The sequence below is a fragment of the Deltaproteobacteria bacterium genome, assembly GCA_029860075.1.
In the GTDB taxonomy this organism is placed as follows: Bacteria; Desulfobacterota; JADFVX01; order JADFVX01; family JADFVX01; genus JAOUBX01.
Map to the genome: position 1 here is coordinate 1 of JAOUBX010000070.1, position 24,306 is coordinate 24,306.

Sequence of the window (24,306 nt, forward strand, 5' to 3'; positions counted from 1 at the left end):
CTCAACAGTACCTAATTCACCACTATCAACTAATTCCTGCAAGACTCGTTGATCTTCCTGTTGCATTGACAGCAATTCTTTTTTTAATTGTTGGTTCAATACCATGATTCCTTTGATGGCTAACAACTTAATATATAGTTTCCCCCATAATATGGAAGCATAATAGGCATTAAATCTTTGAAAAATCGGTGTAATCCGTGTTTATCTGTGTCCCATGATATTTTTTTGTATAATAAAAAGGCCGATTCTCCGGCCTTCCTCTTATCTACTTGTAAAAACTCTTCCCCTTTTTTGCCATTTCTTTTAAGAGTGGGGCAGGTTCGAAGCGTTCACCGTATTTCTCCTTGAACTGCTCCAGGATGTTTACTATTTCCTTGACTCCCCGGCTGTCGGCGTATCTCAAGAGGCCACCGCGGAAGGGGGGGAAGCCTGTGCCGAAGATCATGCCGCCGTCTACATGTTCGGGCCTGGCTACAATCTCTTCTTCAAGGCAGAGCGCCGCTTCGTTTAGCATGAGGAGCACAGAGCGGTCGATAATGGTGGTGGAACTGAGGGCGCCCCCTTTTTTGCCTCCCGTTAGGGAGTAGACCGATTTATCGGCCCCTTTTCTTTTTTTGCCGTCATAGCTGTAGTAGCCCTTGCCGTTTTTTCTGCCCAGCCTTCCCGAATCGAGGATGCTCTTCATGAGTCCTGCTGGTTTCATTCTTTCACCAAAAGCCTTGTGGAGGATTTCCGCCACGTGCCAGGCGATGTCTATGCCGATCTCATCGAGGAGAATAAAAGCGCCCATGGGCATGCCGAAGTTTAATAGTGTTTCGTCCACTTCATCGATGGTGGCGCCTTCTTCCAGCATGCAGACGGCTTCATTAAGGTAAGGCATGAGGAGCCTGTTGACGAGAAAACCTTCCTTGTCTTTCACGACGACCGGTGTTTTTCCCAGCTTCTTTGACAGGGCCACAATGGTAGCCGTTGTTTCGTCGGAAGTCTTTTCTCCTCTTATGACTTCCACGAGTGGCATGCGGTGGACGGGATTGAAAAAGTGCATTCCTGCAAATCTTTCGGGCTTTTTTAGCGCCGTCGCCATTTCCGTAATGGAAAGGGACGATGTATTGCTGGCAAGGATGGTGTCATCCTTTACCTGGCCTTCACATTCGCCGAAGACGGCCTTTTTGACCTCCATTTTTTCCACGATGGCCTCGACGATGATCTGCGCCCTGTCAAAACCGCTGTAATCGAGGGTGGTGGAGATGTTGCCCATTTTCCGGTCAAATTCCCCTTTGTCGATGATCCGCTTTTTGAGCTTTCCTTTAAAAACATGGGCCGCCGATTTCAGGCCGTGACCGAGGGCATCGTTGTTAATGTCCTTCATCCTGACGGGAATATCTTTTTCGGCAAAAAGCTGGGCAATGCCACCTCCCATGACGCCTGCGCCGAGAACGGCCGCCTTGTCAATTGGGGTTGTCTCCACATCCTTGCCGACAAAGGTTTCCTTCCTGAGTGTTTCTTGCAGATAAAAAACGGAGATGAGGTTTTTACACTCACCGGTGGCAGCCATCTCGCCAAGTCCGCTTGCCTCGATGGCGAGACCTCCTTCCAGGTGGAGGCTTAAACCCTCTTTCATAACCTGAATAGCTTTCAGAGTGGAAGGGTAGTTGCCCCGCGTCCTTTTCATGACCGACTCTTCGGCTTTTTTGAAGATAAAATCCCTGCCGTAAGAAGTCAGTTCCAGCGCCCGGTCAACGAGGGCCGGTTTTTTTCTTAACCCTGTGGGTCTCTTGTAGGAGGGCTTTGCTTTTTCTTCGACAGTCTTTATGGCCTGATCCATGAGGTATTCCTGTGGAACCATTTTGTCGGCCAATCCGAGCCTTAATGCTTTTTTGGGGTAGATGTTCTTGCCCGTAAGAATAATATCGAGCGAATTCCTGATGCCGATAAGCCTTGGCAGCCGCTGTGTGCCGCCGAAGCCGGGATGAATGCCGAGTTTGACTTCGGGCAATCCCATAACAGTTTTGGGACGGTTCGTTATTACCCTGTAGTGGCAGGCCAGGGCCAGCTCCATACCGCCGCCAAGCGTTGCCCCGTCAATGGCGGCAACGACAGGGAAGGGGAGGTTTTCCAGCCTTCCAAGGACTTCCTGCCCTTTTGCGGCCAGCTCTTTCCCCTTTTTTGGGTCCTTTATTCCTTCAATTTCCGATATGTCGGCGCCGGCAATAAAGATGTCCTTCTTGCCGCTTGCAACGATAAGGCCATGCAAGTCCTGCCGTTTTTCAATGTCTGCCAGGTGGGCGTCGAGCTCTTCCATGACGGCAATGGAAAGCTTGTTTACCTTTTCTTTAGGCAGGTCAAAGAGGAGGGTTGCCATTCCTTTTTCAGAGGTTTGAAGTTTAAATGCCGGTGATTTTTTGGCCATGTAAAGACTCCTTCAGTATGGGGTTTTGCAGGGACTGGCGCCTCCTGCGCAATAATCGAGGGTGAAAAGGGCTTTCGTTGCTATTCAAATATATCAAAAAAAGGCAGGAAGTCAACGGATAAGAGCGCCTGTCTTATGAACCCCGCCAATAGAATTATGCTTGTAAAAGAGGGCAAGCTTTGTTACGATAAATGGTCCTAAAAAAGCCTATATACTTCTGAAATTATGACTGACGAAATTTGGGGAAAAAGTCTGGGGATTATTCAGGAAAGATTGAGCCAGCAGGCCTTTAATACCTGGTTTAAACCTATCAAGCATGCTAGCGCTTCCGGTGACAGCTTCGCCATAAAGGTTCCTAATAAATTCTTCGAGAACTGGATCAGAGACAACTACATGGAGCTCATCCAGAGTGCCTTGAGAGAAGTTTCCGATAAGGAGTTCGATATCTCTTTCCTTATGAGCGAAGAGAGGGGAGAGAGGGAGAAAAGTGCCGCTGCCGTCGAGGAACAGAGCGCCGTCCAATCTCGCCAAAAAAATCAGAAGAATCTTTACGGATTAAATCCGAGATACACCTTCGATACCTTTGTCGTCGGTGACAGCAACCAGTTCTCTCATGCCGCATCCCTTGCCGTTGCGGAACATCCCGGAGCGACTTATAACCCGCTTTTTATCTATGCCGACGCAGGGCTTGGCAAAACCCATCTTCTCAATGCCATCGGCCATTATTACGGTAATAAGAATACTGAAGCCAAAATCTGCTATATTCGTGCCGAATCCTTTATGAATGAACTCATTAACGGCATCAGGTACGACAAGATGAACGACTTCAGGGAAAAATACAGGAGTATGGACCTGCTCCTCATTGATGACATTCAGTTTATTGCAGGAAAGGAGAGGACGCAGGAAGAGTTTTTTCATACCTTCAACGCCCTTTATGAGTCACACAAGCAGATCGTTGTTGCCAGTGACTGCTTTCCCAAAAACATACCTGATCTCGACAACAGGCTAAGGTCGAGGTTCGAATGGGGCCTTATTGCCGATATTCAGCCGCCCGATACGGAAACGAAAGTTGCCATACTGAGGAAAAAGGCCGATTCAAACAATATTAACCTTCCCAACGATGTGGCTTTCTTTCTGGCAAGTAACGTTCACTCCAACATCAGGGAACTGGAAGGGGTCTTTAACCGGCTTTGCGCCTTCTCGTCTCTCAACAGGACGGAAATAAGCATCGATTTTGCCAAGGAAGTGCTGAAAGATTTTCTCGCTAAAAGAGACAAACACCTGAATGTCGATTATATTCAGAAAACAGTAGCCTCCTTTTTTAACCTCAAGGTGGCCGAACTTAAATCGAAAAAAAGAAAAAAGGTCATTGCTTTTCCCAGGCAGATCGCCATGTATCTGTCAAGGGAACTGACGAGTGAATCATACCCTGAGATAGGCCACAAATTCGGTGGAAGAGATCATTCAACGGTTATTCATGCCGTTGCAAAAATTAGTGAATTAATTAAAACTGATCCATATACAAAAAATGCCGTCGATGCTCTGTCGAGCAGTCTAAAGCATTAATTTTTTAGGAGGAGTTCCCTTAAATGGAAATCGTTATTGAAAAAAACACCTTTTTAAAAGCGCTGCAAATTATTCAAAGTATCGTGGAAAAACGTAACACCATGCCTATTCTTGCCAACGCCCTCATAAGAACGGGCCATGATTCCATTGACATCGTTGCCACCGACCTTGAGGTGGGGATTAAAGAATCCGTGCCTGCCGAGGTAAGGAGTGAAGGGGTAATGACCGTATCGGCAAGAAAGCTCTTTGAAATCGTCAAGGAACTCCCCATGGAGAGCCTTACGCTAAAGAAGAAGGAGAACAACTGGATAGAGATCGTTTCGGGCAAGGCCCTTTTTAACATGGTCGGTATCGATCCTGAAGATTTCCCCTCCTTCCCCTCCTGTGACGACGTAAAGCTCATGGAGATAAGTGACGACATTTTGAAGGACATGATTGACAAAACGGCCGTGGCTATTTCTTCCGATGAGACGAGATACAATCTTAACGGCGCTTTTCTTGAAGGGACGGAAGCGGGCAAGGTAAGGCTTGTTGCCACAGACGGACACAGGCTTGCCCTTACTGAAAGGGAACTGGACAAGGGGGACGTGGCGCTTGGTGAAGAGGGGTACATCATTCCGAGAAAAGGCGTCCAGGAATTCAGAAAGCTTATGGAAGAATCGGATGGTTCCGTTCAGCTTGGCTTTAAGGACAACCGCGCCATATTGAAAAAGGGTGACAAGATCATTGTTGTTAGGCTTATCGAGGGAGAGTTTCCCGATTACAGGCAGGTCATTCCCAGTTCCAGGGATAATGTTATCAAGATCAACAGGGTTGAATTTATTAAAAGCCTCAGAAGAATTTCCATCCTTTCCGATGAAAAGACGAAAGGGGTAAAGTTTGAATTCAGTGCTGACAATCTTGTTGTATCGACAACCAATCCCGGTCTTGGCGAGGCCAAGGAGGAACTGGGAATCGATTATAACGGCAATGATATTGCGGTAGGTTTTAACGCAAGGTATGTCCTCGATTTTCTGAACGTTATGGCTGAAGAGGATGTGACCATATATATTGCCGATGAACTGAGCGCGGCAGTGATGAGAGACGGTTCACGGGATGACTACACGGCCATTGTTATGCCTATGAGGACATGATAACCGATCTGAAGATAGAGCATTTCAGGAATTACAGGCAGGAAAAGGTAAGTTTTAAAAAAGGGATCAACGTTTTTCTCGGTAAAAACGGACAGGGCAAGACCAATCTTCTTGAGGCCGTCTACGTGCTGGGTATGCTATCGTCTTTCAGGAAGACGGAAGCAGAGAGTCTCATCAGGGAGGGGGAAAGTTCTTTTTCAATTGAAGGTTTTTTTGCCGATGACGAAGCATCGGTGCTGGCCGTTGAAAAGGGGCTGAAGGGCTGGAAAAAGATTGAAACCGACGGTTGTGAATGCGTAAAAAAGTCGGACTACATCGGCAGGATAAAGATGGTTGTTTTTTCTCCCGACGAGATGGAACTCATCCAGGGTTCGCCCGATGTGAGAAGAAAATATCTGGACAGGACTTATTTTCACGTAACGCGCAGTCATCTGAAAAACCTGAAGCTCTACAAGAGGATCCTGACGCAGCGAAACCTGCTTTTAAAAAGAGGCCTCTTTAAAGTGCAGGAACTCGATATCTGGAGTGAAAGGCTTGCTCATGCCGGGGCAAAAGTTGTTGAAGGAAGATACGACCTGGTTAACATTATCAACAGAAAGCTTGAAATTGAACAGCCTTTTGCTAAAAGGGATAAAATCAGCCTTAACTACCTGGAAAAAGGAAAGTCGGATATAAGGAAAAAGGATGAGCCCGGAGAGAGGCTTTTGGACAAGCTTTACAGGGTGAGAGCGGAAGAGATTGCCAGAAAGATGACCCTCGTCGGACCTCACAGGGATGACGTGGAAATCACCATTAACGGTGAAAAGGCAAGGTCCTTCAGCTCCAGGGGGGAGATGAGAAGCATTCTTCTTGCCCTGAAGGCGGCGGAAGTCGAAATATTCAGGAATGTATCTTCAGTCAAACCGCTCGTTATGCTCGATGACGTGGCATCCGAACTGGATATAGACAGAAGGCGGTCACTGCTCGACTACCTGAGGCACAAAGGCGAGCAGGTGCTTATAACGACAACAGAGGCGGAAAACCTGCCCCTCATGGACAGGGAAAAAAGAAATATTTTTAAGGTCCATGAAGGGAAAATACTACATTAAAGAAAGTAAAAGGACAGTATGACAGCAAAGACAGATTACGGTGCGGAAAAAATCAAGGTTCTTGAGGGACTGGAAGCGGTCAGGATGCGACCGGCCATGTATATTGGAAGCACAGGCCCGGCAGGTCTTCATCATCTCGTCTACGAAATTGTGGATAACAGCGTCGATGAATCGCTGGCCGGTTTTTGCAGCGATATAAACGTAACCATACATATCGACAACAGCATTACCGTAGAAGATAACGGAAGGGGCATCCCTGTCGATACACACAAAGGTGAAAACAAGCCCGCTGCCGAGGTCGTTATGACCGTCCTCCATGCAGGCGGAAAGTTCGACAGTTCCACCTACAAGGTTTCCGGTGGTCTTCATGGTGTCGGGGCGTCGGTTGTTAATGCCCTGTCCGAATGCCTCGAGCTTGAAGTGAGAAGAAACGGTCAGGTCTATCACCAGAAATATGTAAGAGGTGACAAGCAAACGGAACTGGAGGTAACGGGCACAACGAAAAAGACGGGAACCAAGGTTATGTTCAAGCCTGATTCCACCATCTTCGAGCAGACGGAATTCAGTTTTGATACGCTTTCACAGCGGCTAAGAGAGCTTGCTTTTTTAAACAAGGGCCTCAGGATCGTTCTTGATGATGAAAGGACGGAGAAGACAAACGAATTTAAATATGACGGCGGAATTATCTCCTTCGTATCGCACCTTAACAGGAACAGGAGCGTCATTAATAAAGAGCCCATCTATATTGAAGGTGAAAAAGATGAAATTATCATGGAAATCGCCCTTCAGTACAATGACGGCTACAGCGAGCAGCTTTTTACCTTTGCAAACAACATTAACACCCATGAAGGAGGAACGCATCTGAGTGGTTTCAAGGCGGCCCTTACGAGGACCGTCAACAGCTATGCCACTGCAAACAACCTGCTTAAAAATGTTAAAGAGAATCTGACAGGTGATGATATCAGGGAAGGGCTTACCGGCGTTATCAGCGTAAAAATCCCCGAGCCCCAGTTCGAGGGACAGACTAAAACCAAGCTTGGCAACAGTGAGGTCAAAGGCCTTGTGGAAACCATGGTCAATGAAAAGCTGGGTACCTTCTTTGAAGAGAACCCGGCTGTGGCAAAGAAAACCATTGAAAAATCCATTGATGCGGCAAGGGCAAGAGAGGCGGCGCGAAAGGCGAAGGAGCTGACAAGGCGCAAGGGCGCCCTTGAGGTGAGTTCACTGCCGGGAAAACTGGCTGATTGCCAGGAAAAAGATCCGGCGCTGAGCGAACTTTACATCGTCGAGGGTGACTCTGCCGGCGGTTCGGCCAAGCAGGGAAGGGACAGGAAAAATCAGGCCATTCTTCCCCTTAAGGGTAAGATCCTCAATGTGGAAAAGGCCCGTTTTGACAAGATGCTCGGAAGTGATGAAATCAGGGTTCTCATTACGGCTCTTGGCTGCGGCATAGGAAAGGACGATTTTGACATTGCCAGGCTGAGGTATCACAAGATCATTATCATGACCGATGCCGATGTGGACGGTTCCCATATCAGGACGCTCCTTTTGACCTTCTTCTACCGGCACATGGTGGAGATCGTTGAACGTGGCTATCTTTATATTGCACAGCCTCCGCTTTATAAAATAAAAAAAGGAAAAAGCGAGACCTATCTGAAAGATGATGCCGCACTGGAAGACCACCTCATCGGTGGAGGTGTAGAGGGGGTCAAGGTGACAAGCGGCAAGGGGACTTCCACAGGCGCAAAACTGGCGGCAACGATCAAGAAGATGGTTACGCTCGGTAAAATTCTCGAACATATTGAAAAGAGGAAAAAAGATCGTTATGTTGTAGAGGCCCTTGTCATGGGTACGTCACTTAAAAGACTCAGTTCTAAAGAAGAAATAGAGAGCGCCCTTGAAAAAATCGAAGCTTATATCAAGAAATACTATGATCAGGAGCGGCATATAGAATCCGTCATCAGTCATGATGAAGAGCATAACTGTTTTAAGGTAGAGATCGATTCCAGGGCAAGCGGCGTTACTTACAGGACCGTTATAGATACGGAATTTCTTGGTTCAGCCGATTTTTCAGAGACGAAAAAACTCGCCCAGGACATAGGCGCTCTCGGCCTTCCCCCCTTTAAGGCGGAAATGGAATCAGATACAAAAAGCAAGCATCTTGCCAACTGCCAGGCCCTGGTGGAACTCGTTATGGAGCAAGGGAAAAAAGGCTTTTATATTCAGCGCTACAAAGGTCTCGGTGAGATGAATCCCGACCAACTCTGGGAAACGACGATGGACCCTGAATCGAGAACACTTCTTCAGGCGAAAGTGGAAGATACTGTTGCGGCAGACGAAATGTTTACCGTTCTTATGGGAGATCAGGTCGAACCGAGGAAGCACTTTATTGAAACGAATGCGCTTAGCGCGAGAAACCTCGATGTATAACAAAGAGGAATAAGAAGAGAGGACTTAAGGGAGCAGCCTATAAATTCTATGTTATATGTATATGTATTAATGATCATAACCGGCGTAATCGCCCTTGCTATTGGCTTCTGGGCATCATACTATGCAAAAAAACCCTGGGACATTGTGGGCGCTGTTTCACTGCCTTTCTCCCTTGTTTTTGCGCTTCTGGGTATCCTTCTTGTCTGTGTTCCCAATTTCTTTAAAGGTTAGAAAAGCTGACATGGCAAAATACAAATCAAAGAAAAAGAAAAAAAACATCGCCTCCGGCATAAAGGGGACGGAAACCCTTCCTCCGTCTCCCCCTCCCCCTTCTCCTCTCAGGGATAAGGAAACGAGAGACAAGGTGTTAAAGGTCATTGGCCAGTTGGTTGCCGTGCTTCTTGTTATGTTTGTCATGATCTGGGGAAGGGCCTACTATTCGCAGCAGAAATTTTACGCTGACGGTGAAGTGGCTCTGGCGGCAAAAAACTACAAGGATGCCACCACAGGATATGAGTGGGCCATCCGCATGTATACCCCTTTTAGCGGCAAGGTGAAAGATTCCTGTGAAAAGTTATGGTTCATAGGAAATGAATATGAAAAACAGGGTAAACTTGACTGGGCCCTTATTACCTACCGGTCTTTACGGAGCAGCATTTACGCCATCAAGAGTTTTTATATGCCCTACAAGGAGTGGATACCCAAAACAGACGCAAAGATTGCAAAAATCCTGGAGGTTCAAAAGCGCAGGGAAATGATGCAATTAGAGAGAAGGTCTCCACAAACCGGCAGTAAATGATTAAAAGAGCAGATTAAAATAATCCTGTAAAACAGGCCGGGCCTTTCTATGGAATATTGTTTCTTCAATTAGCGCTTTTCTTTGAAAAGGGCAACTTCTACTCACCCCACCGTAAATCACCAGAAAAAAGAACAAAACGAGGCAGGACATATTAATAATGGCAAAATGTTTAAATTGTAATAATACAAGCAACTTCAACGTATGGTGCAAGGTTTCAAAAATTCTCGAGATAGAACTGGATGAAAATGAAAGACTGAAAAATGTCCTTGGAGAGCCTGAAGAGGAAATGCTGAGAGATGAAGAGGAATACTGGGTTCTTGAAGATGATCTTGAATTTGCCATCGTTAGCTGTGCCTGGTGTGGCAGCCGGAATGTGGTAACGGAAAAGCCCATTGACGAGCTAAGCAAAAAAACGAATGGATGAAGTGAGGATCATCCCCCTGGGGGGGCTGGGAGAGATAGGCCTTAACATGATGGTTATGGAATCAGGTAATGAGGCTATGATCATAGACTGCGGTCTCATGTTTCCCGAACCTCATATGCCGGGTATCGATATTGTCATTCCCGATTTCAGCTACCTCCTTAACAGTGATAAAAAGCTTGCCGCCATCGTCCTGACGCACGGCCATGAAGACCACATCGGTGGGCTCCCCTTTTTTCTGCGCCACTTAAACGCCCCCATTTACGGAACCTCTTTTACGCTCGGTCTTGTGGAAAATAAACTGGAAGAGCATGACCTGATGGGAGAAAGAAAGCTTATTGAAGTCAGTGCCGGCGATGTTTGCCGGGCAGGTCCCTTTGAAATAAAATTTCTAAGGATTTGCCACTCCATTCCCGATGGCTGTGCCCTCGCCATCGATACGCCTGCTGGTCTCATTGTCCATTCGGGTGATTTCAAGTTTGACGATGCGCCGGCTGATTCGAAGCTTGCCGACTATGAAGGGTTGTCGGCATGCGGTGATAAGGGTGTGCTTGCTCTCCTTTCAGACAGTACGAATGTGGAATTGAAGGGAAATACGGGGACTGAAAAGAGTCTGGAACCGAATTTCAGCGCTCTCTTTAGTGAGGCCGGGAAAAAGGTTTTTGTCGCCCTTTTTTCTTCCAATATTAACCGGGTACAGCAGATAATTAACACTGCTGAAGGTTCGGGCAGAAAAGTGGCCCTCATCGGCAGAAGCCTTATAAGAAATACGATTATCGCCAGGGAGAGAGGTTACCTTAAGGTTAAGGAAGCGACATTAATTGATGTTAAGGAGATAAAAAATTATTCCCCTGATAAAGTTGCCGTGCTGACGACGGGGAGTCAGGGGGAGCCCATGTCGGGGTTGTCACTCATGACGACGGGCAACTATAAGCAACTGAGCATCGAAAAGGGTGACCGGGTAATTCTTTCTTCAAAGACCATCCCCGGCAATGAAAAACTTGTCTGCAATATAATCAATCATCTGGTGAGGCTCGGTGCAGAGGTCTTCTATGACAGGATAGCCCATGTTCATGTCACCGGCCACGGGCAGGAAGAAGACCTTAAAAAGATGATTTCTCTTGTGAGGCCCCGTTTCTTTATCCCCATTCATGGAGAAGCCAGGCATCTGGCAAAACACATAAAGCTGGCGAAGAGTATGGGGATTGAAGAAGAGAAAACGATTTTTGCTGCCGATGGCGATGTGATCACCCTTACCGGTGAGTGTGTGAAAGCAGAAGGTAAGGTTCCTTCGGGTCGTATCTTCGTTGACGGCAAAGGGGTGGGTGATGTAAAAGATATTGTGCTTAGAGACAGGATGCATCTCTCCAAAGGCGGAATTGTTATGGCCCTTCTTGCCATCGACCATGCAAGCGGAGCGGTGGCAAGTGAACCGGAAATCTTTTCGAGAGGCTTTATCGATGCGGAGGAAGAGGAACAGATTATCGGTGAAGCAAAGCGGGAAGTCTCATCCTACCTGGATGAACTTGCGGTAGAAGCAAAAAAGGAGTGGTCCGAAGTGGAGGCTGAAATAGGGCGGCTGCTTAAACGGTTTTTTAAAAAAAAGATGTCAAGGCGGCCTGTCATTATCCCTGTTGTTCTGGAAATGTAAACTAAAGTCAAATAATTATTTGACTTTGATTAATAGGGATCGGGTCATGATTATTTTCTGTGTCGGTCTGCGTCAAAAAATATGGCAGCTTTGCCCCTTAATCCCTTTAAAAAGAAAATAAATAATGATAAAATGAGATCCCTTTATGACGATAATTGAGGCCCTGATACTTGGCCTGGTGCAGGGACTGACGGAATTTCTTCCTATCAGCAGTTCGGGGCACCTGGTCATTGCAAAAAGCATTATGGGAGGAGTGAGAGAGCCGGGAATCCTCTTTGAGGTGCTTCTCCACCTGGGAACGCTTTTGGCGGTGCTCCTCTTTTTCAGGAAGGACATAATAAAGCTCGTCCTTTCACTTACTTTAGCCGGAAACTTAAGTGACGGGGAGCGTAAAGAAGGAAGAAAAATGGTTCTTGCCGTTATTGCAGGCACCCTTCCTACCGTTGTTATTGCGCTTCTCTTCAAAGATATCTTTGAAGCTCTTTTCAGCTCCGTAAAGATTGTTTCTCTCATGCTTCTCATCACAGGGCTGCTGCTTTTTCTTTCCGATATGGTGAGAGACAGAAAGAGGGAAAAGGTTAGCTTGAAAGATGCTCTCATTATAGGTATAGTTCAGGGTGCGGCTATCATTCCCGGTATTTCAAGATCAGGATCTACAATCGCTGCGGGGCTTTTTATGGGGATTAATGGGGAAAAAGCGGCAAAATTCTCTTTTCTTCTCTCCATTCCTGCTATACTGGGTGCGGTAGTCCTTCATGCAAAAGACATAAGTGGCCTCAATAATGGCCACATGATTCCTTATCTTGCGGGTGTTACGGCAGCAGCCGTGAGTGGTTTTTTCAGTATTAAGGTACTCATGAAGGTCGTTGCCGGAAGAAGGTTGAAACTCTTTGCCTTTTATTGCTGGACAGTAGGGATTATAGGGCTAATATATAACCTGTAAATTATGGCTTCAAAAGAGAAAAATTCGGTCAACTCCCATGTTGAAGAGATTTCAGGGCTCATCATCATTGCATTGTCGCTCTTTTACTTTATGGCCCTTGTCACCTATTCACCATCGGACCCTTCCTTTAACAGCTATGTAAGCGATTCCAGGGGAACGGATAACCTGGGAGGCGTGGTGGGCGCTTTTATCTCTGATATATCGCTCCAGCTTTTCGGCCTTTCATCATACATACTCCCTGCCATTACATTGCTGGCAGGCATATTTCTCCTTGTAAGAAAGCAGATCAAAATCAAGGAAGCGAGCAAAATTGCGGGGCTTATTCTTCTTCTGCTTGCCTCATCCGCCTTTTTGTCGCTTCTTAAAACAGGCAGCCCCATAAAGGGCGGAGGTGTAACGGGAGATGCCCTGTCGACCATTCTCGTGGCTTACCTCAATTACTGGGGGGCTTATCTTTTCAGCGCCCTGGCCCTGGTTCTTTCACTCATACTGACGACGGGCATATCGACTGTTACCTTTGTAAAAACCCTTTCTTCCGCTATTTCCAGGATTCTAATGACGATTTATCATTCGGCAAGAAACCTTTTGCGCAAATATCTGGAGAGGAGAAGAAGGCTTAAAGGGACAAAGAGCCGGATAAAGAAGGAAGAGGCCAAGAAGAAATCATCGCCTACCATTATTGTTGAGCCGATGAAGAGTGAAACATCGGCCAAGGCCAAAAAAGAGTCACAGGAATCGCTCCCTTTTATGGATCTCCAGCCAAAAGATGGATTGCCCCTTCCCTCCTTTTCTCTTCTCGATGCCGTGGAGAAGAAAAGCCGTGGGATAGACAAAGAGAGCATTATCATGAATTCGAGAATACTGGAGAAAAAACTGGGGGATTTCGGTGTCGACGGGGAGGTGCATGAAGTCCATCCCGGTCCGGTTATTACCATGTACGAGTTTGTGCCGGCACCGGGCGTTAAGGTGAATAAAGTCGTCAACCTTACCGATGATCTCGCCATGGCCCTTAGCGCTATCAGCATCAGGATCGTGGCGCCTATTCCGGGCAAGGCCGTTATCGGTATCGAGATTCCCAACAAGGAGAGAGAGACCGTATTTTTTAAGGAGATCCTTACTTCGGAAGGTTTTGAAAGGTCCCACTCCATGCTTTCCCTTGCACTCGGCAAGGATATTGGCGGACAACCCGTCGTGACAGACCTGGCCAGAATGCCCCACCTCCTGGTGGCAGGGGCCACGGGCGCCGGAAAAAGCGTATCTGTCAATTCCATGATATGCAGCATTTTATATAAGGCCACGCCCAATGACGTGCGGTTTATTATGGTAGACCCCAAGATGCTGGAACTTTCCGTTTATGACGGTATTCCCCATCTCCTATTGCCTGTTGTAACGGACCCGAAAAAAGCGGCCCTGGCACTCAGGTGGACAGTAAGCGAAATGGAGAGGCGTTACCAGCTTCTTGCTGAAACGGGTGTAAAAAATATAATCAGCTTCAACAGGCTCGTCGAGAAAAATCCCGTTTTCACCAGGAAGAATGAAGAGGGAGAAGAGGAAGAAGTCACACTGGAAAAACTCCCTTATATTGTTGTCGTCATCGATGAATTGGCCGATTTGATGATGGTCGCTTCAAAAGACGTGGAGGAGTGCATCATGAGGCTGGCCCAGATGGCCAGGGCCTCGGGCATCCACCTCATACTAGCTACTCAGCGGCCTTCCGTCGATGTCATTACCGGTATTATCAAGGCCAACTTTCCGTCGAGAATCGCCTTCCAGGTTTCTTCCAAGATCGATTCGAGGACCATCCTCGACAGTAACGGCGCTGAAAACCTTCTCGGTTCGGGAGATATGCTCTTTTTAACGCCCGGCGCTTCGAAGATACACAGGGTCCACGGCGCCTACATTTCGGAGGCCGAAACCCACCGCATCGTTAATTTTCTCAAAAAAGTGGGTGGAAAACCGGCATATGATGAAACGATCCTCAAGCCGAAAGCGGAGGAAAATGATGATGGCTATGATGATGAATATGATGAAAAGTACGATGAAGCCGTAAAAATTGTTTGTGACATAGGAACAGCCTCCATATCGATGATACAGCGAAGGATGAGAATCGGTTACAACAGGGCCGCAAGGCTCATAGAAAAGATGGAGCAGGAAGGTATTGTGGGACCGTCCGATGGAACAAGTAAAGGAAGAGAGGTGCTGATAAGCAGAGTATGAAAAATATAAAATTAAGCCTGTTGACGTTATTGGCCATGAGCAGTTTTTGGATCTCCGCTGCCTGGTCGGCAACAGCCACACTGGATGTTATTGTTGAAGAGTTGCAAAGCAATTATAGCTCTATAAAAGATTACCGGGCCTATTTCATCCAGGAAGCCAAAATAAAGGGTTATCCCAGGAAGCAGGAGTCTTCGGGAGAGGTTTTTTACAAAAAGGGCGGTAAAATGCGGTGGAACTATGACAAGCCGGAAGCACAGGAGATTGTGACCGACGGCGTCACGCTCTGGATGTATACGCCATCCCTGAACCAGGTGATGCAGGCCGGTTTTTCCATGACAAACCAGTCGAGAGTAGCGCATGCCTTTCTTTCGGGCATGGGGAGCATTCGCAATGATTTTGATATAAGTGGTGGTAAGCTGGATGAAACAGGTGTTCATTACAGGCTTACGCTTATACCAAAGGATGTGACGGAAAAGATCAAGTCTCTCGAACTAACCGTTGATTCAAAGACTTTTTATATTAAAAGAAGCCGCATGACCGATATTTATGATAATGTGACCGTCGTATCCCTTTCAGATTTCAAGATAAACAGCGGTCTTTCAGATACGCTTTTTGATTTTGTCGTTCCTGAAGGTGCGGAAGTCGTGACGCCACAGACGGTGCAGTAAAACTTTTTATAAGCGCCTCTTCCAGGTTTTGTATAGGCAAGCAATTTCCTCCCCTTCAAGGGGAGGGTTAGGGAGGGGATGGGTTAAAAAGCTGGTTGTAAAAAATCTTGAACCCCATCCTCACCTCAGCCCTCTCCTTGAAGGAGAGGGGGTAAAAGAAGTTTCTTGCCTTCCAGGAGGAAAATAATGAGATAAACTTTTTAAGGAGGAAAAAATATGCCGTCATTCGACATTGTCTCTAAAGTAGACATGCAGGAGGTTGACAATGCTGTTAACCAGGCAAAAAAGGAAATTAGTCAAAGGTACGACTTTAAGGGGACAAAGAGTGAGATAGATCTCAAAGAGAATGACATTATCGTTCTTGCTGATGATGACTATAAGCTTAAGGCCATTATCGATATTATCCAGTCCAGGATACTAAAAAGAAATATTTCTATTAAGTCTCTCGACTATGGCAAGGAAGAGCCTGCCTCGGGAAATATGATCAGGCAGGTAATTACAATCAAGCAGGGGATAGCAACAGAGAAGGGCAAAGAGATTAACAAGATCATTAAGGAAACCAAGATGAAGGTTCAGTCCCAGATCCAGGGGGACCAGGTGAGGGTGACGGGTAAGAAAATTGATGATCTGCAGGAAGTGATCCAGCTTTTAAAGGGTAAGGATCTCGATGTAGACCTGCAGTTTATCAATATGAGGAATTAAATGCTTTTTCCTCCGTAAAAAAAAGAGCAAAAAAATACACAAGACAAGGAGAATAAAATAGTGAGTGAAACAAGTAATCTGACAGCGACAATAGAGACAAACAAGGGAAATATCCGGCTCAGGCTTTTTGACGAAAAGGCGCCTCTCACGGTAGCCAACTTCGTTAACCTGGCACAGCATAATTTTTACAGAGGCCTCAGTTTTCACAGGGTCATTAATGACTTCATGATTCAGGGGGGCTGCCCGCTCGGTACGGGAACAGGTGGGCCGGGTTATCGTTTTGACGATGAGTTTGTTCTCGATCTCCGCCATGACAAGCCGGGCATTCTTTCAATGGCCAATGCAGGCCCCGGAACAAATGGCAGCCAGTTTTTCATTACTCACGTAGCCACGCCCTGGCTTGACGACAATCACACTGTATTTGGTGTCGTTGTCGGAGAGGAAGACCAGAAGGTGGTTAACGCTATCGTTCAGGGTGATCAGATCAACAATATTACCATCGAAGGTGATACGACTGAACTGATGCAGAAAATGAAGCATAAGATAAACGGGTGGAACGCCAGCCTCGCTTAAGCTGAAATAAAGGACATGCGGGGGCCTGCTCTTCCTGGGAGGGCAGGCTTTATTGTTTTTTACGTATCAAAGGACAAAGAAGTTAACATGAGCGACAAAAACATAGCCGACGATCTCCGGGAGGACGAGCATCAGGGCGAGGAGAGAAAAAGTAAATCCCGGGTTAAAAGGGAGATGCTTAAGCTCCAGGAATATGGAGCGAGACTCGTCGATCTTTCATCGGAACAGCTCGCTAAAATTGAAATGCCGGACAAATTGCGCCAGGCCGTTCTCGATGCAAAGGGAATGAAGAAGCACGGTGCCAGAAGCAGGCAGATCCATTACATTGGCGCTATTATGCGTCAAGTCGATGCCGAGCCGATTATGAGTGCCCTGGACAACAGTGACGAGTTAAAACGGGCCGAGGCTATTGCTTTCAAACGTGTTGAACTATGGAGAGACAGACTCATTGAAAACGATAATAGCGCCTTCGATGAAGTTGCCGCGGCTCATCCTCACCTGGACAGGCAGCGCCTTAATCAATTGGTAAGAAATGCCCGGCAGGAAAAAGCAAAGAACAAACCGCCCAGGTCTGCACGGGTTTTATTCAGATATTTAATGGAACTGGGGGCTCCCAAGTCCGACGGGCTACTGGAGTAGCCTTTGACAATAATAATAAAACTGTCATTTCGAATTCCGCTTACAGCGGGGTGAGAAATGGGATCCTGCTTACTGCATACAAAGATTTTTCCCTGTGGCCGGAAGGACGGCAGGACAGCAACGTTAAATTAAACCGGGAGTAATAAAAATCGATGGCACAGCAATTAAACGCTTTTCAATCACTCTTTAAAGTATTTTCAGCGGCCCCCCACCGTATGATGTTTCTCGGAGGTGCTCTCCAGCTTATTATTGCTCTTTTATTATGGACAATCGAACTGACAGGACGGTATACCGATTTATGGCAGGAACCGCTTCTGGCCCTTCCTTCTACTTCCATTCATATTTATCTCATGCTTTTCGGCATCTTCCCCTTTTTTACCTTCGGCTTTTTAATGACTACCTATCCCAAATGGTTGAGTGGACCTATCGTGCCCGGCGGAAGTTATATTATGACCTTTTTTATTATGGTTTTTGGTTCCTTTCTCTTTTATGCGGGGACGGTTCTTGGAAAAGGGCTGGTTATGGCGGGGATAATTATCCATATGCTCGCCCTGAGTAAAGGCTATCATTCACTCATCATGGTTTTTAATGCTGTTGAGGGAAAAAGTAAATACCATCCCTTCCACTTAAACCTGACCCTTGCTTCCGCTATTATTGCCGAAGCGCTCTACCTCATTTATATCGGTTCAGACAGCTTTTTTGTGTACAGGCTCTCTCTTTTAATCGCTTTCTGGCTTTACCTTGTGCCCCTTCTTTTTATCGTTGCCCACAGGATGCTCCCTTTTTTTACGAGCCGGGTTGTTGATAACTATATCCAGCATCGCCCAATGTGGAGCATTCCCGTCATGTGGGCAGGGCTTGCTTTGCATGGGCTGCTGGAACTCATTGAAATGCAGAAATTTCTTTTTATACCGGACTTGGTTCTCCTTTTTCTCGGCCTTTACCATACCATGCTCTGGGGATTGACCAGGAGTTTTAAGGTTAAGCTGCTGGCTGCCCTCCACATATCGCTCCTCTGGTTTTCCATCGGTATGGCGCTTTATGCACTGCAAAGTATTGCTCTGCTCACGACGGGAACATTGATACTAGGCAGGGCTCCCCTCCATGCGCTGTCTATCGGATTTCTCACGAGCATGGTTGTTGCCATGGGGACGAGGGTAAGCCTGGGGCACTCGGGAAGGCCCCTTGAAATGGACCTCTTCACCTGGATCTGCTTCTGGGGTGTTCAACTGACGGCCCTGGTCCGCATCTGTGCCGAGTTTGAAATCCACAGCGGCATAGCGCCCATTAACCTCAACATCATTGCAGCTGTTATGTGGCTTGTTTTTCTTACGCCCTGGGCGATCAGATATGGCACGATCTATCTCAAGCCAAGGATTGACGGCCAGCCGGGGTAATCATCCCGGCAAACTTCTTATTCGATCCTACTGGAAATTAAACTTATTTTTAAGAAAAGGGCGGCAATATTAGTCGCCCTTTTCTTTTATCGCTTCTTTTTAAACAACTCCATTGCTAAAGTTGCTGCAATAAGCTATATCCCTTACCGAAAAAATACAAATATAGCAATATATGTCGCGCTTTTTTTTTATGTTTGTGATATAAGAAGCAGTTATAAGGGAAAAATGTAAATTCTTATTAAATTTAATGCGGAGGGTGTGGATGATGATAAAAGAGAAGAAAAATAGATGTTTTTTGACCATTGTTTCAGCCGTAATAAAAGGACGGGGTTTACTTTTATATTTTTTAATGCTGCCCTTACTCTTTACAGCGAATTCAGTATATGCTCAAGTCATAAGCAGTGATTTTGAAAGCGGTGATTTGTCAGGCTGGACGGTAACGGCAGGTGGCGGATCATTCCCGACGGTACAATCGTCAACCGTTTACGGTGGGACTTATGCCCTTCATATGGGTGACGGTGGGGCCGGACTTATTGCTGCTGGTGGTACAGCCACGATAGAGCGGACTTATACCATCCCGGCTTCAGCAACATCAGCCGAATTGTCTCTGCAATATAACGTAGTTGGAAATGATGGTGAAAGCTTCGACTGGATGCGGGTTTATGTGAATGGTGTCCAGATATCAAGCTGGTTTGCCGATTCAGCAGGCTGGCAGACCTTCAACTATGATTTAAGCTCCTATGCAGGAACTACCATAACATTGACCATTAGTTCCTGGACCAGTGATAGTGTTGCTTCCGTTAATTATTATTTGGATGATGTGAATGTCAGTTATCAGAGTGGTAGTTCTGAAAATAATAATGGCGATTTTGAAGCTGGTGACTTGACGAACTGGATGGTAATGGCAGGCGGTACATCATTCCCGACGGTACAATCGTCAACCGTTTACGGAGGGACTTATGCCCTTCATATGGGTGACGGCGGGGCCGGACTTCTTGCTGATGGTGGTATAGCCACGATAGAGCGGACTTATGCCATCCCGGCTTCAGCAACAACCGCCGAACTGTCTCTGCAATACAACGTAGTTGGTAATGATGGCGAAAGCTTTGACTGGATGCGGGTTTATGTGAATGGAGTCCAGATATCAAGTTGGTTTGCCGATACGGCCGGATGGCAGACCTTTAGTCATAATTTAAGCTCCTATGCAGGAACTACCATTACATTGACCATTAGTTCCTGGACCGGTGATAGTGCTGTTGCCGTTAATTATTATTTGGATGATGTGAATGTCAGTTATCAGAGTGGAGGTGGCAGCACTATAAATGAGGCGGTGGATAACACCTCACTCATATGGACTAGCGGAGGAAATGCAAATTGGTTCTACGAAACAAGCACTACATACTTTGGTGGTGATGCTGCACAGAGCGGGGTCATTACACACAATGGAAGCAGTTGGATTGAGACCACAATCACCGGCTCTGGTGATTTAAGCTTCTACTGGAAGGTTTCTTCAGAGGCTTGTTGTGATTATTTACGTTTCTATATAAACGGCGTTTTGCAGGCATCAATAAATGGCGAGATAGACTGGCAACAGAGGAGCTATTACATAAGTGGGACTAGCACACTGAGATGGGAGTATTCAAAGGATGGCAGTATAGATGCCGGGTTGGATGCCGGCTGGCTCGATTTTGTTACCTTTGCGCCTTCTGGTGCAAACCATATTTTATCGATAAGCAAAAGTGGAAGTGGTAACGGTACTGTCACCAGCAGCCCTGCCGGTATCAACTGCGGCCTTAACTGCACAGCAACTTTTACTACCGGGTCAACGGTAATGCTTACGGCCTCATCTGACGATGCATCAAGCTTTACAGGGTGGTCAGGTGGAGGTTGTAGCGGGACAGGTACATGCCTTGTTACTTTGACTGCCGATACAACTGTAACGGCTACATTTATTACAAATACTCCTGCCTCGCCTGATTATCTTTACTATGGAACATTAACTTATGGAGGACCCTTTTCTACTCATCCTGATAATGTAGTTGCTGTTAAAACCGATAAAAGTGGTAGTATTTTTCGGGCGGGAACCTTTGGAGAACCTCTTGATTTTAATCCGGGGCCGGATGTCGATTTGCATTCGCCAAGTGGTGGAGAAGATATATATTTAACAAAAATTAATGCTGATGGTTCTTATTTATGGACCAAAACAATGGGAGGAAAGTCACCTGACAATTTCCGTGACCTGGCTATTGATGATGCAGGGAATATATATTTGACAGGTTTTTTTACTCAAAAAGCTGATTTTGATCCTGGTCCCGGAGTTGATGAGCATTTGTCCTATGGTCATTTCGATATCTTTCTGACAAAAATTAATGCAGACGGTTCCTATGGTTGGACAAAAACTATGGGGGGACCAAACCTTGATGTAGGCAATGCTGTTTCTGTTGATAAGTCGGGTAATATTTATTTAGCTGGAAGTTTTTTTTATGAAGCTGATGTCGATCCAGGTCCAGCCTTTGATATACGTCAATCAATGGGAGGTGCGGATATTTTTCTAACAAAGATTAATGTTAATGGTACCTATGGATGGACAAAGACTTTTGGTGGTATATGGTCAGATGAATCTAATTCACTTTCAGTTGATGCGACAGGCAATATTTATATGACAGGCTATTTCAGTAATACTGTTGATTTTAATCCGGGACCCGAGATTGATGAGCATTTATCGAGAGGGAGAGAAGATGTTTTTATCACAAAAATAAATGTTGATGGTTCTTATGGATGGACAAAAGCCATGGGTGGTAATGATCGGGATATAGCAACATCTGTAGCGGTTGATAGTATAAATAATGTTTATATAACAGGAACATTTGAGGGCCTGGCCGATTTTAATCCTGGAACTGAATTTGATGATCATATGTCACATGGTCTTGCAGATGTTTTTATTACAAAAATAAATGGTGATGGAACCTATGGGTGGACAGGAACAATCGGAGAAGGGTGGGGTGACTATACTCATTATATAGCAGTGGATAATAGTAATAACGTATATCTGACAGGGTATTACGGTGGAATTGTTGATTTTGATCCCTTTGATGGTATTGATGTTCATGTCCACAATGGTAATATTGATATGTTTTTAACAAAAATTAATGCCGATAGTACTTATGGCTGGACAAAGACCGTGGGAGGGACAGGAACTGATGTTGGATATTCATTTTCAATAGATGATGGCGGCTACCTGTATACAGCCGGCTCTTTTCAGGGCACCGTTGATTTTGATCCCAGCCCGGGAACTGATGAGCGTACGGCAGTTAGTCCAGTTGACTTATTTATTAGTAGGTTTCGTCTTGATATTCCAGAAGCTCCAACATCGTCTGCTGCACCTTCCGGAGATATCTATAACAGCCCTCAAATGATAACCTTAACCTGTAATGACGGCATAGGTTCTATCTGCAACAATATCTACTTCACGACAGATGGAACGGTTCCGACAACTTTATCCACCGTCTATACGGGACCTATTAATATCGATGTAAATACAACGCTGAAATTCTTTGCTGATGACATAGATGGTAATCAGGAACCTGTTAATACGGAAAGTTATATTATCGATATGATAGCGCCTTATGTCATGGCTTCTATTCCAGGTTCTGTTTATGAAAGTCCTCAGATTGTATCATTAAACTGTGATGATCTTGATGGATCAGGTTGTGCCACTATCTATTACACGACAGATGGTTCGGTTCCTACTATAGATTTTACTGTATACACTGGATCTATTGATGTGTTGACTGATATGACTTTGAGATTTTTTGCTGTTGATAATGCCGGTAATACAGGGCCTGAACTTTCAGAAAACTACATTATAGATACGATGCATCCCTATACCTTTTTATTTCCCAATGGTGGCATTTATGAAAACGCACAGACGGTTACCCTGACCTGTGACGACGGGATCGGCCTTGGTTGTGCCGGCACCCACTATACGACTGACGGTACCATGCCAACCATTGACTCAACTCTCTATACGGGGCCTATCGAGCTCACAACGGATACTATTCTGAGCTTTTTTTCTGTGGATAATAAGGGGAATATGGAGCCGATCCAGGTACATGAATATATAATCGATCCCACGCCACCCCTAACCCATGTAGTCCCCGCCGGCGGTATTTATGAAAATGCTCAGACGGTTGTTTTCCACTGCTTTGATGGTAACGGCCTTGGCTGCGCCGCCACACACTATACAACGGATGGAAGTGTGCCGACCTTGTCGTCGCCCCTTTTTGTCGGCCCTATCGAACTCACAACGGATACTATTCTGAGTGTTTTTTCTGTGGATAATAAGGGGAACATGGAACCGGTCCAGGTACATGATTATGTAATCGACCCGACACCACCAAATACCTTATTGTCAATTCCCGGAGGAATATACAATACGACTCAAACCCTTTCCATATCCTGTGAAGATATAGGTCTCGGCTGTGCAGCCACCCATTACACAACTGATGGTTCTATACCAACACTTTCATCACCTGTTTATTCCGGGCCTATCCAGATTGCGGCAGATATGACACTTAGCTTCTTTTCAGTAGACAATAAAGGGAATCAGGAGCCTGTGAGGGTAGAGAATTATATCATTGATTTTATACCACCTGCTGTTGATGCGGGTTTAGACCAGGTTGTTGATGAAGGAACGTTTGTAACTCAGACGGGAAGTGCTACAGATGGTCAAGGGACGGTAACGGCTTATGCCTGGGCACAGGTTGCCGGTCCGGCGGTTGTAATCAACGGGGCTGACACAGCAACAATGAATTTTAGTGCCCCTATGGTGAATACGAGTACGGTACTGACCTTTGAATTGACCGCTACCGACAACGACGGCGCAACGGCAAGCGATTCGTTCAACGTGATCGTTCATAACGTAATTATCCCGCCAACGGTTGATGCGGGCCTTGATCAGGTCGTTGATGAAGGAATGCCGGTCAGCCAGACGGGGACGGCTTCCGACAGTAACGGCACGGTAGATGCCTATGTCTGGACGCAGGTTGCAGGCCCGGCGGTTACTTTGACTGGCGCTGATACGCCGACAATGAGTTTTACGGTGCCCTTTGTCAATACGAGCACAGTGCTGACCTTTGATCTGACCGTTACCGACAACGACGGCGCAACGGCCTCCGATCAGTTTAACGTAACGGTTTATAATGTGATCATCCCGCCCACGGTTGATGCGGGCCTTGATCAGGCCGTTGATGAAGGAATACCGGTTAGCCAGACGGGGACGGCTTCCGACAGTAACGGAACAGTTGATTCTTATGCCTGGACGCAGGTCGCGGGTCCTGCCGTAACGATGAACGGGGCCGATACGCCGACAATGAGCTTTACAGCGCCCTTTGTCAATACGAGCACAGTGCTGACCTTCGATCTGACTGTGACCGACAACGACGGGGCGACGGCGACCGATCAGTTCAACGTGACGGTTTATAACGTGATCATCCCGCCCACGGTTGATGCGGGCCTTGATCAGGCCCTTGATGAAGGAATGCCGGTTAGCCAGACGGGGACGGCTTCCGACAGTAACGGAACAGTTGATTCTTATGCCTGGACGCAGGTCGCGGGTCCTGCCGTAACGATGAACGGGGCCGATACGCCGACAATGAGCTTTACAGCGC

The 24,306-nt window shown here is 46.4% G+C and carries 17 protein-coding genes; 16 read left to right on the forward strand and 1 reads right to left on the reverse strand.

All coding sequences use genetic code 11. The features are described from left to right. Positions 1 to 265: 265 nt before the first annotated feature. The gene (locus tag OEV42_17085; protein ID MDH3975991.1) at positions 266 to 2,410 is read right to left on the reverse strand and encodes a 3-hydroxyacyl-CoA dehydrogenase NAD-binding domain-containing protein; all 2,145 of its coding nucleotides are present in this window, start codon (positions 2,408 to 2,410) and stop codon (positions 266 to 268) included. A 225-nt stretch (positions 2,411 to 2,635) separates the two neighbouring features. On the opposite strand from OEV42_17085, the gene dnaA reads away from it, so the two are divergent. The 16 genes from dnaA to OEV42_17165 form a co-directional block, all read left to right on the forward strand. Next, positions 2,636 to 3,976, forward strand: coding sequence for a chromosomal replication initiator protein DnaA (gene dnaA, locus OEV42_17090; GenBank protein MDH3975992.1), 1,341 nt, complete (start codon positions 2,636 to 2,638; stop codon positions 3,974 to 3,976). 23 nt (positions 3,977 to 3,999) lie between these two features. Beyond that, positions 4,000 to 5,109 carry a DNA polymerase III subunit beta gene (gene dnaN / locus OEV42_17095; GenBank protein MDH3975993.1) on the forward strand — a complete coding sequence of 370 codons (1,110 nt, stop codon included), beginning with the start codon at positions 4,000 to 4,002 and terminating at the stop codon, positions 5,107 to 5,109. Continuing rightward, positions 5,106 to 6,197, forward strand: coding sequence for a DNA replication/repair protein RecF (gene recF / locus OEV42_17100; GenBank protein ID MDH3975994.1), 1,092 nt, complete (start codon positions 5,106 to 5,108; stop codon positions 6,195 to 6,197). The genes dnaN and recF overlap by 4 nt, the downstream gene beginning before the upstream one ends. Before the next feature lie 18 nt (positions 6,198 to 6,215). Then, positions 6,216 to 8,627: a DNA topoisomerase (ATP-hydrolyzing) subunit B gene (gene gyrB, locus OEV42_17105; GenBank protein MDH3975995.1), complete on the forward strand. Its 2,412-nt coding sequence runs from the start codon at positions 6,216 to 6,218 to the stop codon at positions 8,625 to 8,627. Between the two features lie 48 nt (positions 8,628 to 8,675). Next, positions 8,676 to 8,858, forward strand: a complete 183-nt coding sequence (locus OEV42_17110; GenBank protein ID MDH3975996.1) for a hypothetical protein — start codon at positions 8,676 to 8,678, stop codon at positions 8,856 to 8,858. Between the two features lie 10 nt (positions 8,859 to 8,868). Then, positions 8,869 to 9,426, forward strand: coding sequence for a hypothetical protein (locus OEV42_17115; GenBank protein ID MDH3975997.1), 558 nt, complete (start codon positions 8,869 to 8,871; stop codon positions 9,424 to 9,426). A 157-nt stretch (positions 9,427 to 9,583) separates the two neighbouring features. After that, positions 9,584 to 9,850 (forward strand): hypothetical protein, encoded by a 267-nt coding sequence (locus OEV42_17120; GenBank protein MDH3975998.1) that lies wholly within the window; start codon positions 9,584 to 9,586, stop codon positions 9,848 to 9,850. Further along, on the forward strand, positions 9,843 to 11,498 hold the full coding sequence (locus OEV42_17125) for a ribonuclease J (GenBank protein MDH3975999.1): 1,656 nt from the start codon (positions 9,843 to 9,845) through the stop codon (positions 11,496 to 11,498). Before OEV42_17120 ends, OEV42_17125 begins: the two co-directional genes overlap by 8 nt. 145 nt (positions 11,499 to 11,643) lie before the next feature. Beyond that, complete coding sequence (locus OEV42_17130; protein MDH3976000.1) at positions 11,644 to 12,441, forward strand: undecaprenyl-diphosphate phosphatase; 798 nt, start codon at positions 11,644 to 11,646, stop codon at positions 12,439 to 12,441. 3 nt (positions 12,442 to 12,444) lie between these two features. Then, complete coding sequence (locus OEV42_17135) at positions 12,445 to 14,658, forward strand: DNA translocase FtsK 4TM domain-containing protein (GenBank protein ID MDH3976001.1); 2,214 nt, start codon at positions 12,445 to 12,447, stop codon at positions 14,656 to 14,658. After that, positions 14,655 to 15,326: an outer membrane lipoprotein carrier protein LolA gene (locus OEV42_17140; protein MDH3976002.1), complete on the forward strand. Its 672-nt coding sequence runs from the start codon at positions 14,655 to 14,657 to the stop codon at positions 15,324 to 15,326. The genes OEV42_17135 and OEV42_17140 overlap by 4 nt, the downstream gene beginning before the upstream one ends. 216 nt (positions 15,327 to 15,542) lie before the next feature. Continuing rightward, the gene (locus OEV42_17145; protein MDH3976003.1) at positions 15,543 to 16,028 is read left to right on the forward strand and encodes a YajQ family cyclic di-GMP-binding protein; all 486 of its coding nucleotides are present in this window, start codon (positions 15,543 to 15,545) and stop codon (positions 16,026 to 16,028) included. Between the two features lie 60 nt (positions 16,029 to 16,088). After that, positions 16,089 to 16,601 carry a peptidylprolyl isomerase gene (locus OEV42_17150; GenBank protein ID MDH3976004.1) on the forward strand — a complete coding sequence of 171 codons (513 nt, stop codon included), beginning with the start codon at positions 16,089 to 16,091 and terminating at the stop codon, positions 16,599 to 16,601. Positions 16,602 to 16,688: 87 nt separating this feature from the next. After that, entirely contained in the window at positions 16,689 to 17,240 is a 552-nt protein-coding gene (locus OEV42_17155; protein ID MDH3976005.1) for a DUF615 domain-containing protein, read from the forward strand. Positions 17,241 to 17,392: 152 nt separating this feature from the next. Then, complete coding sequence (locus OEV42_17160; protein ID MDH3976006.1) at positions 17,393 to 18,637, forward strand: NnrS family protein; 1,245 nt, start codon at positions 17,393 to 17,395, stop codon at positions 18,635 to 18,637. A 262-nt stretch (positions 18,638 to 18,899) separates the two neighbouring features. Then, positions 18,900 to 24,306 (forward strand): chitobiase/beta-hexosaminidase C-terminal domain-containing protein (locus OEV42_17165; GenBank protein MDH3976007.1); only part of this gene is annotated, 5,407 nt, incomplete at its 3' end.

Bases quoted from the DNA above. Each gene is read 5' to 3' on its own strand.
- gyrB (MDH3975995.1), top strand. From the start codon at position 6,216: ATGACAGCAAAGACAGATTACGGTGCGGAAAAAATCAAGGTTCTTGAG.
- OEV42_17085 (MDH3975991.1), bottom strand. From the start codon at position 2,410: ATGGCCAAAAAATCACCGGCATTTAAACTTCAAACCTCTGAAAAAGGA.
- OEV42_17120 (MDH3975998.1), top strand. From the start codon at position 9,584: ATGGCAAAATGTTTAAATTGTAATAATACAAGCAACTTCAACGTATGG.
- OEV42_17155 (MDH3976005.1), top strand. From the start codon at position 16,689: ATGAGCGACAAAAACATAGCCGACGATCTCCGGGAGGACGAGCATCAG.
- OEV42_17160 (MDH3976006.1), top strand. From the start codon at position 17,393: ATGGCACAGCAATTAAACGCTTTTCAATCACTCTTTAAAGTATTTTCA.
- OEV42_17145 (MDH3976003.1), top strand. From the start codon at position 15,543: ATGCCGTCATTCGACATTGTCTCTAAAGTAGACATGCAGGAGGTTGAC.
- dnaA (MDH3975992.1), top strand. From the start codon at position 2,636: ATGACTGACGAAATTTGGGGAAAAAGTCTGGGGATTATTCAGGAAAGA.
- OEV42_17135 (MDH3976001.1), top strand. From the start codon at position 12,445: ATGGCTTCAAAAGAGAAAAATTCGGTCAACTCCCATGTTGAAGAGATT.
- OEV42_17115 (MDH3975997.1), top strand. From the start codon at position 8,869: ATGGCAAAATACAAATCAAAGAAAAAGAAAAAAAACATCGCCTCCGGC.
- OEV42_17110 (MDH3975996.1), top strand. From the start codon at position 8,676: ATGTTATATGTATATGTATTAATGATCATAACCGGCGTAATCGCCCTT.
- dnaN (MDH3975993.1), top strand. From the start codon at position 4,000: ATGGAAATCGTTATTGAAAAAAACACCTTTTTAAAAGCGCTGCAAATT.
- recF (MDH3975994.1), top strand. From the start codon at position 5,106: ATGATAACCGATCTGAAGATAGAGCATTTCAGGAATTACAGGCAGGAA.
- OEV42_17130 (MDH3976000.1), top strand. From the start codon at position 11,644: ATGACGATAATTGAGGCCCTGATACTTGGCCTGGTGCAGGGACTGACG.
- OEV42_17125 (MDH3975999.1), top strand. From the start codon at position 9,843: ATGGATGAAGTGAGGATCATCCCCCTGGGGGGGCTGGGAGAGATAGGC.
- OEV42_17140 (MDH3976002.1), top strand. From the start codon at position 14,655: ATGAAAAATATAAAATTAAGCCTGTTGACGTTATTGGCCATGAGCAGT.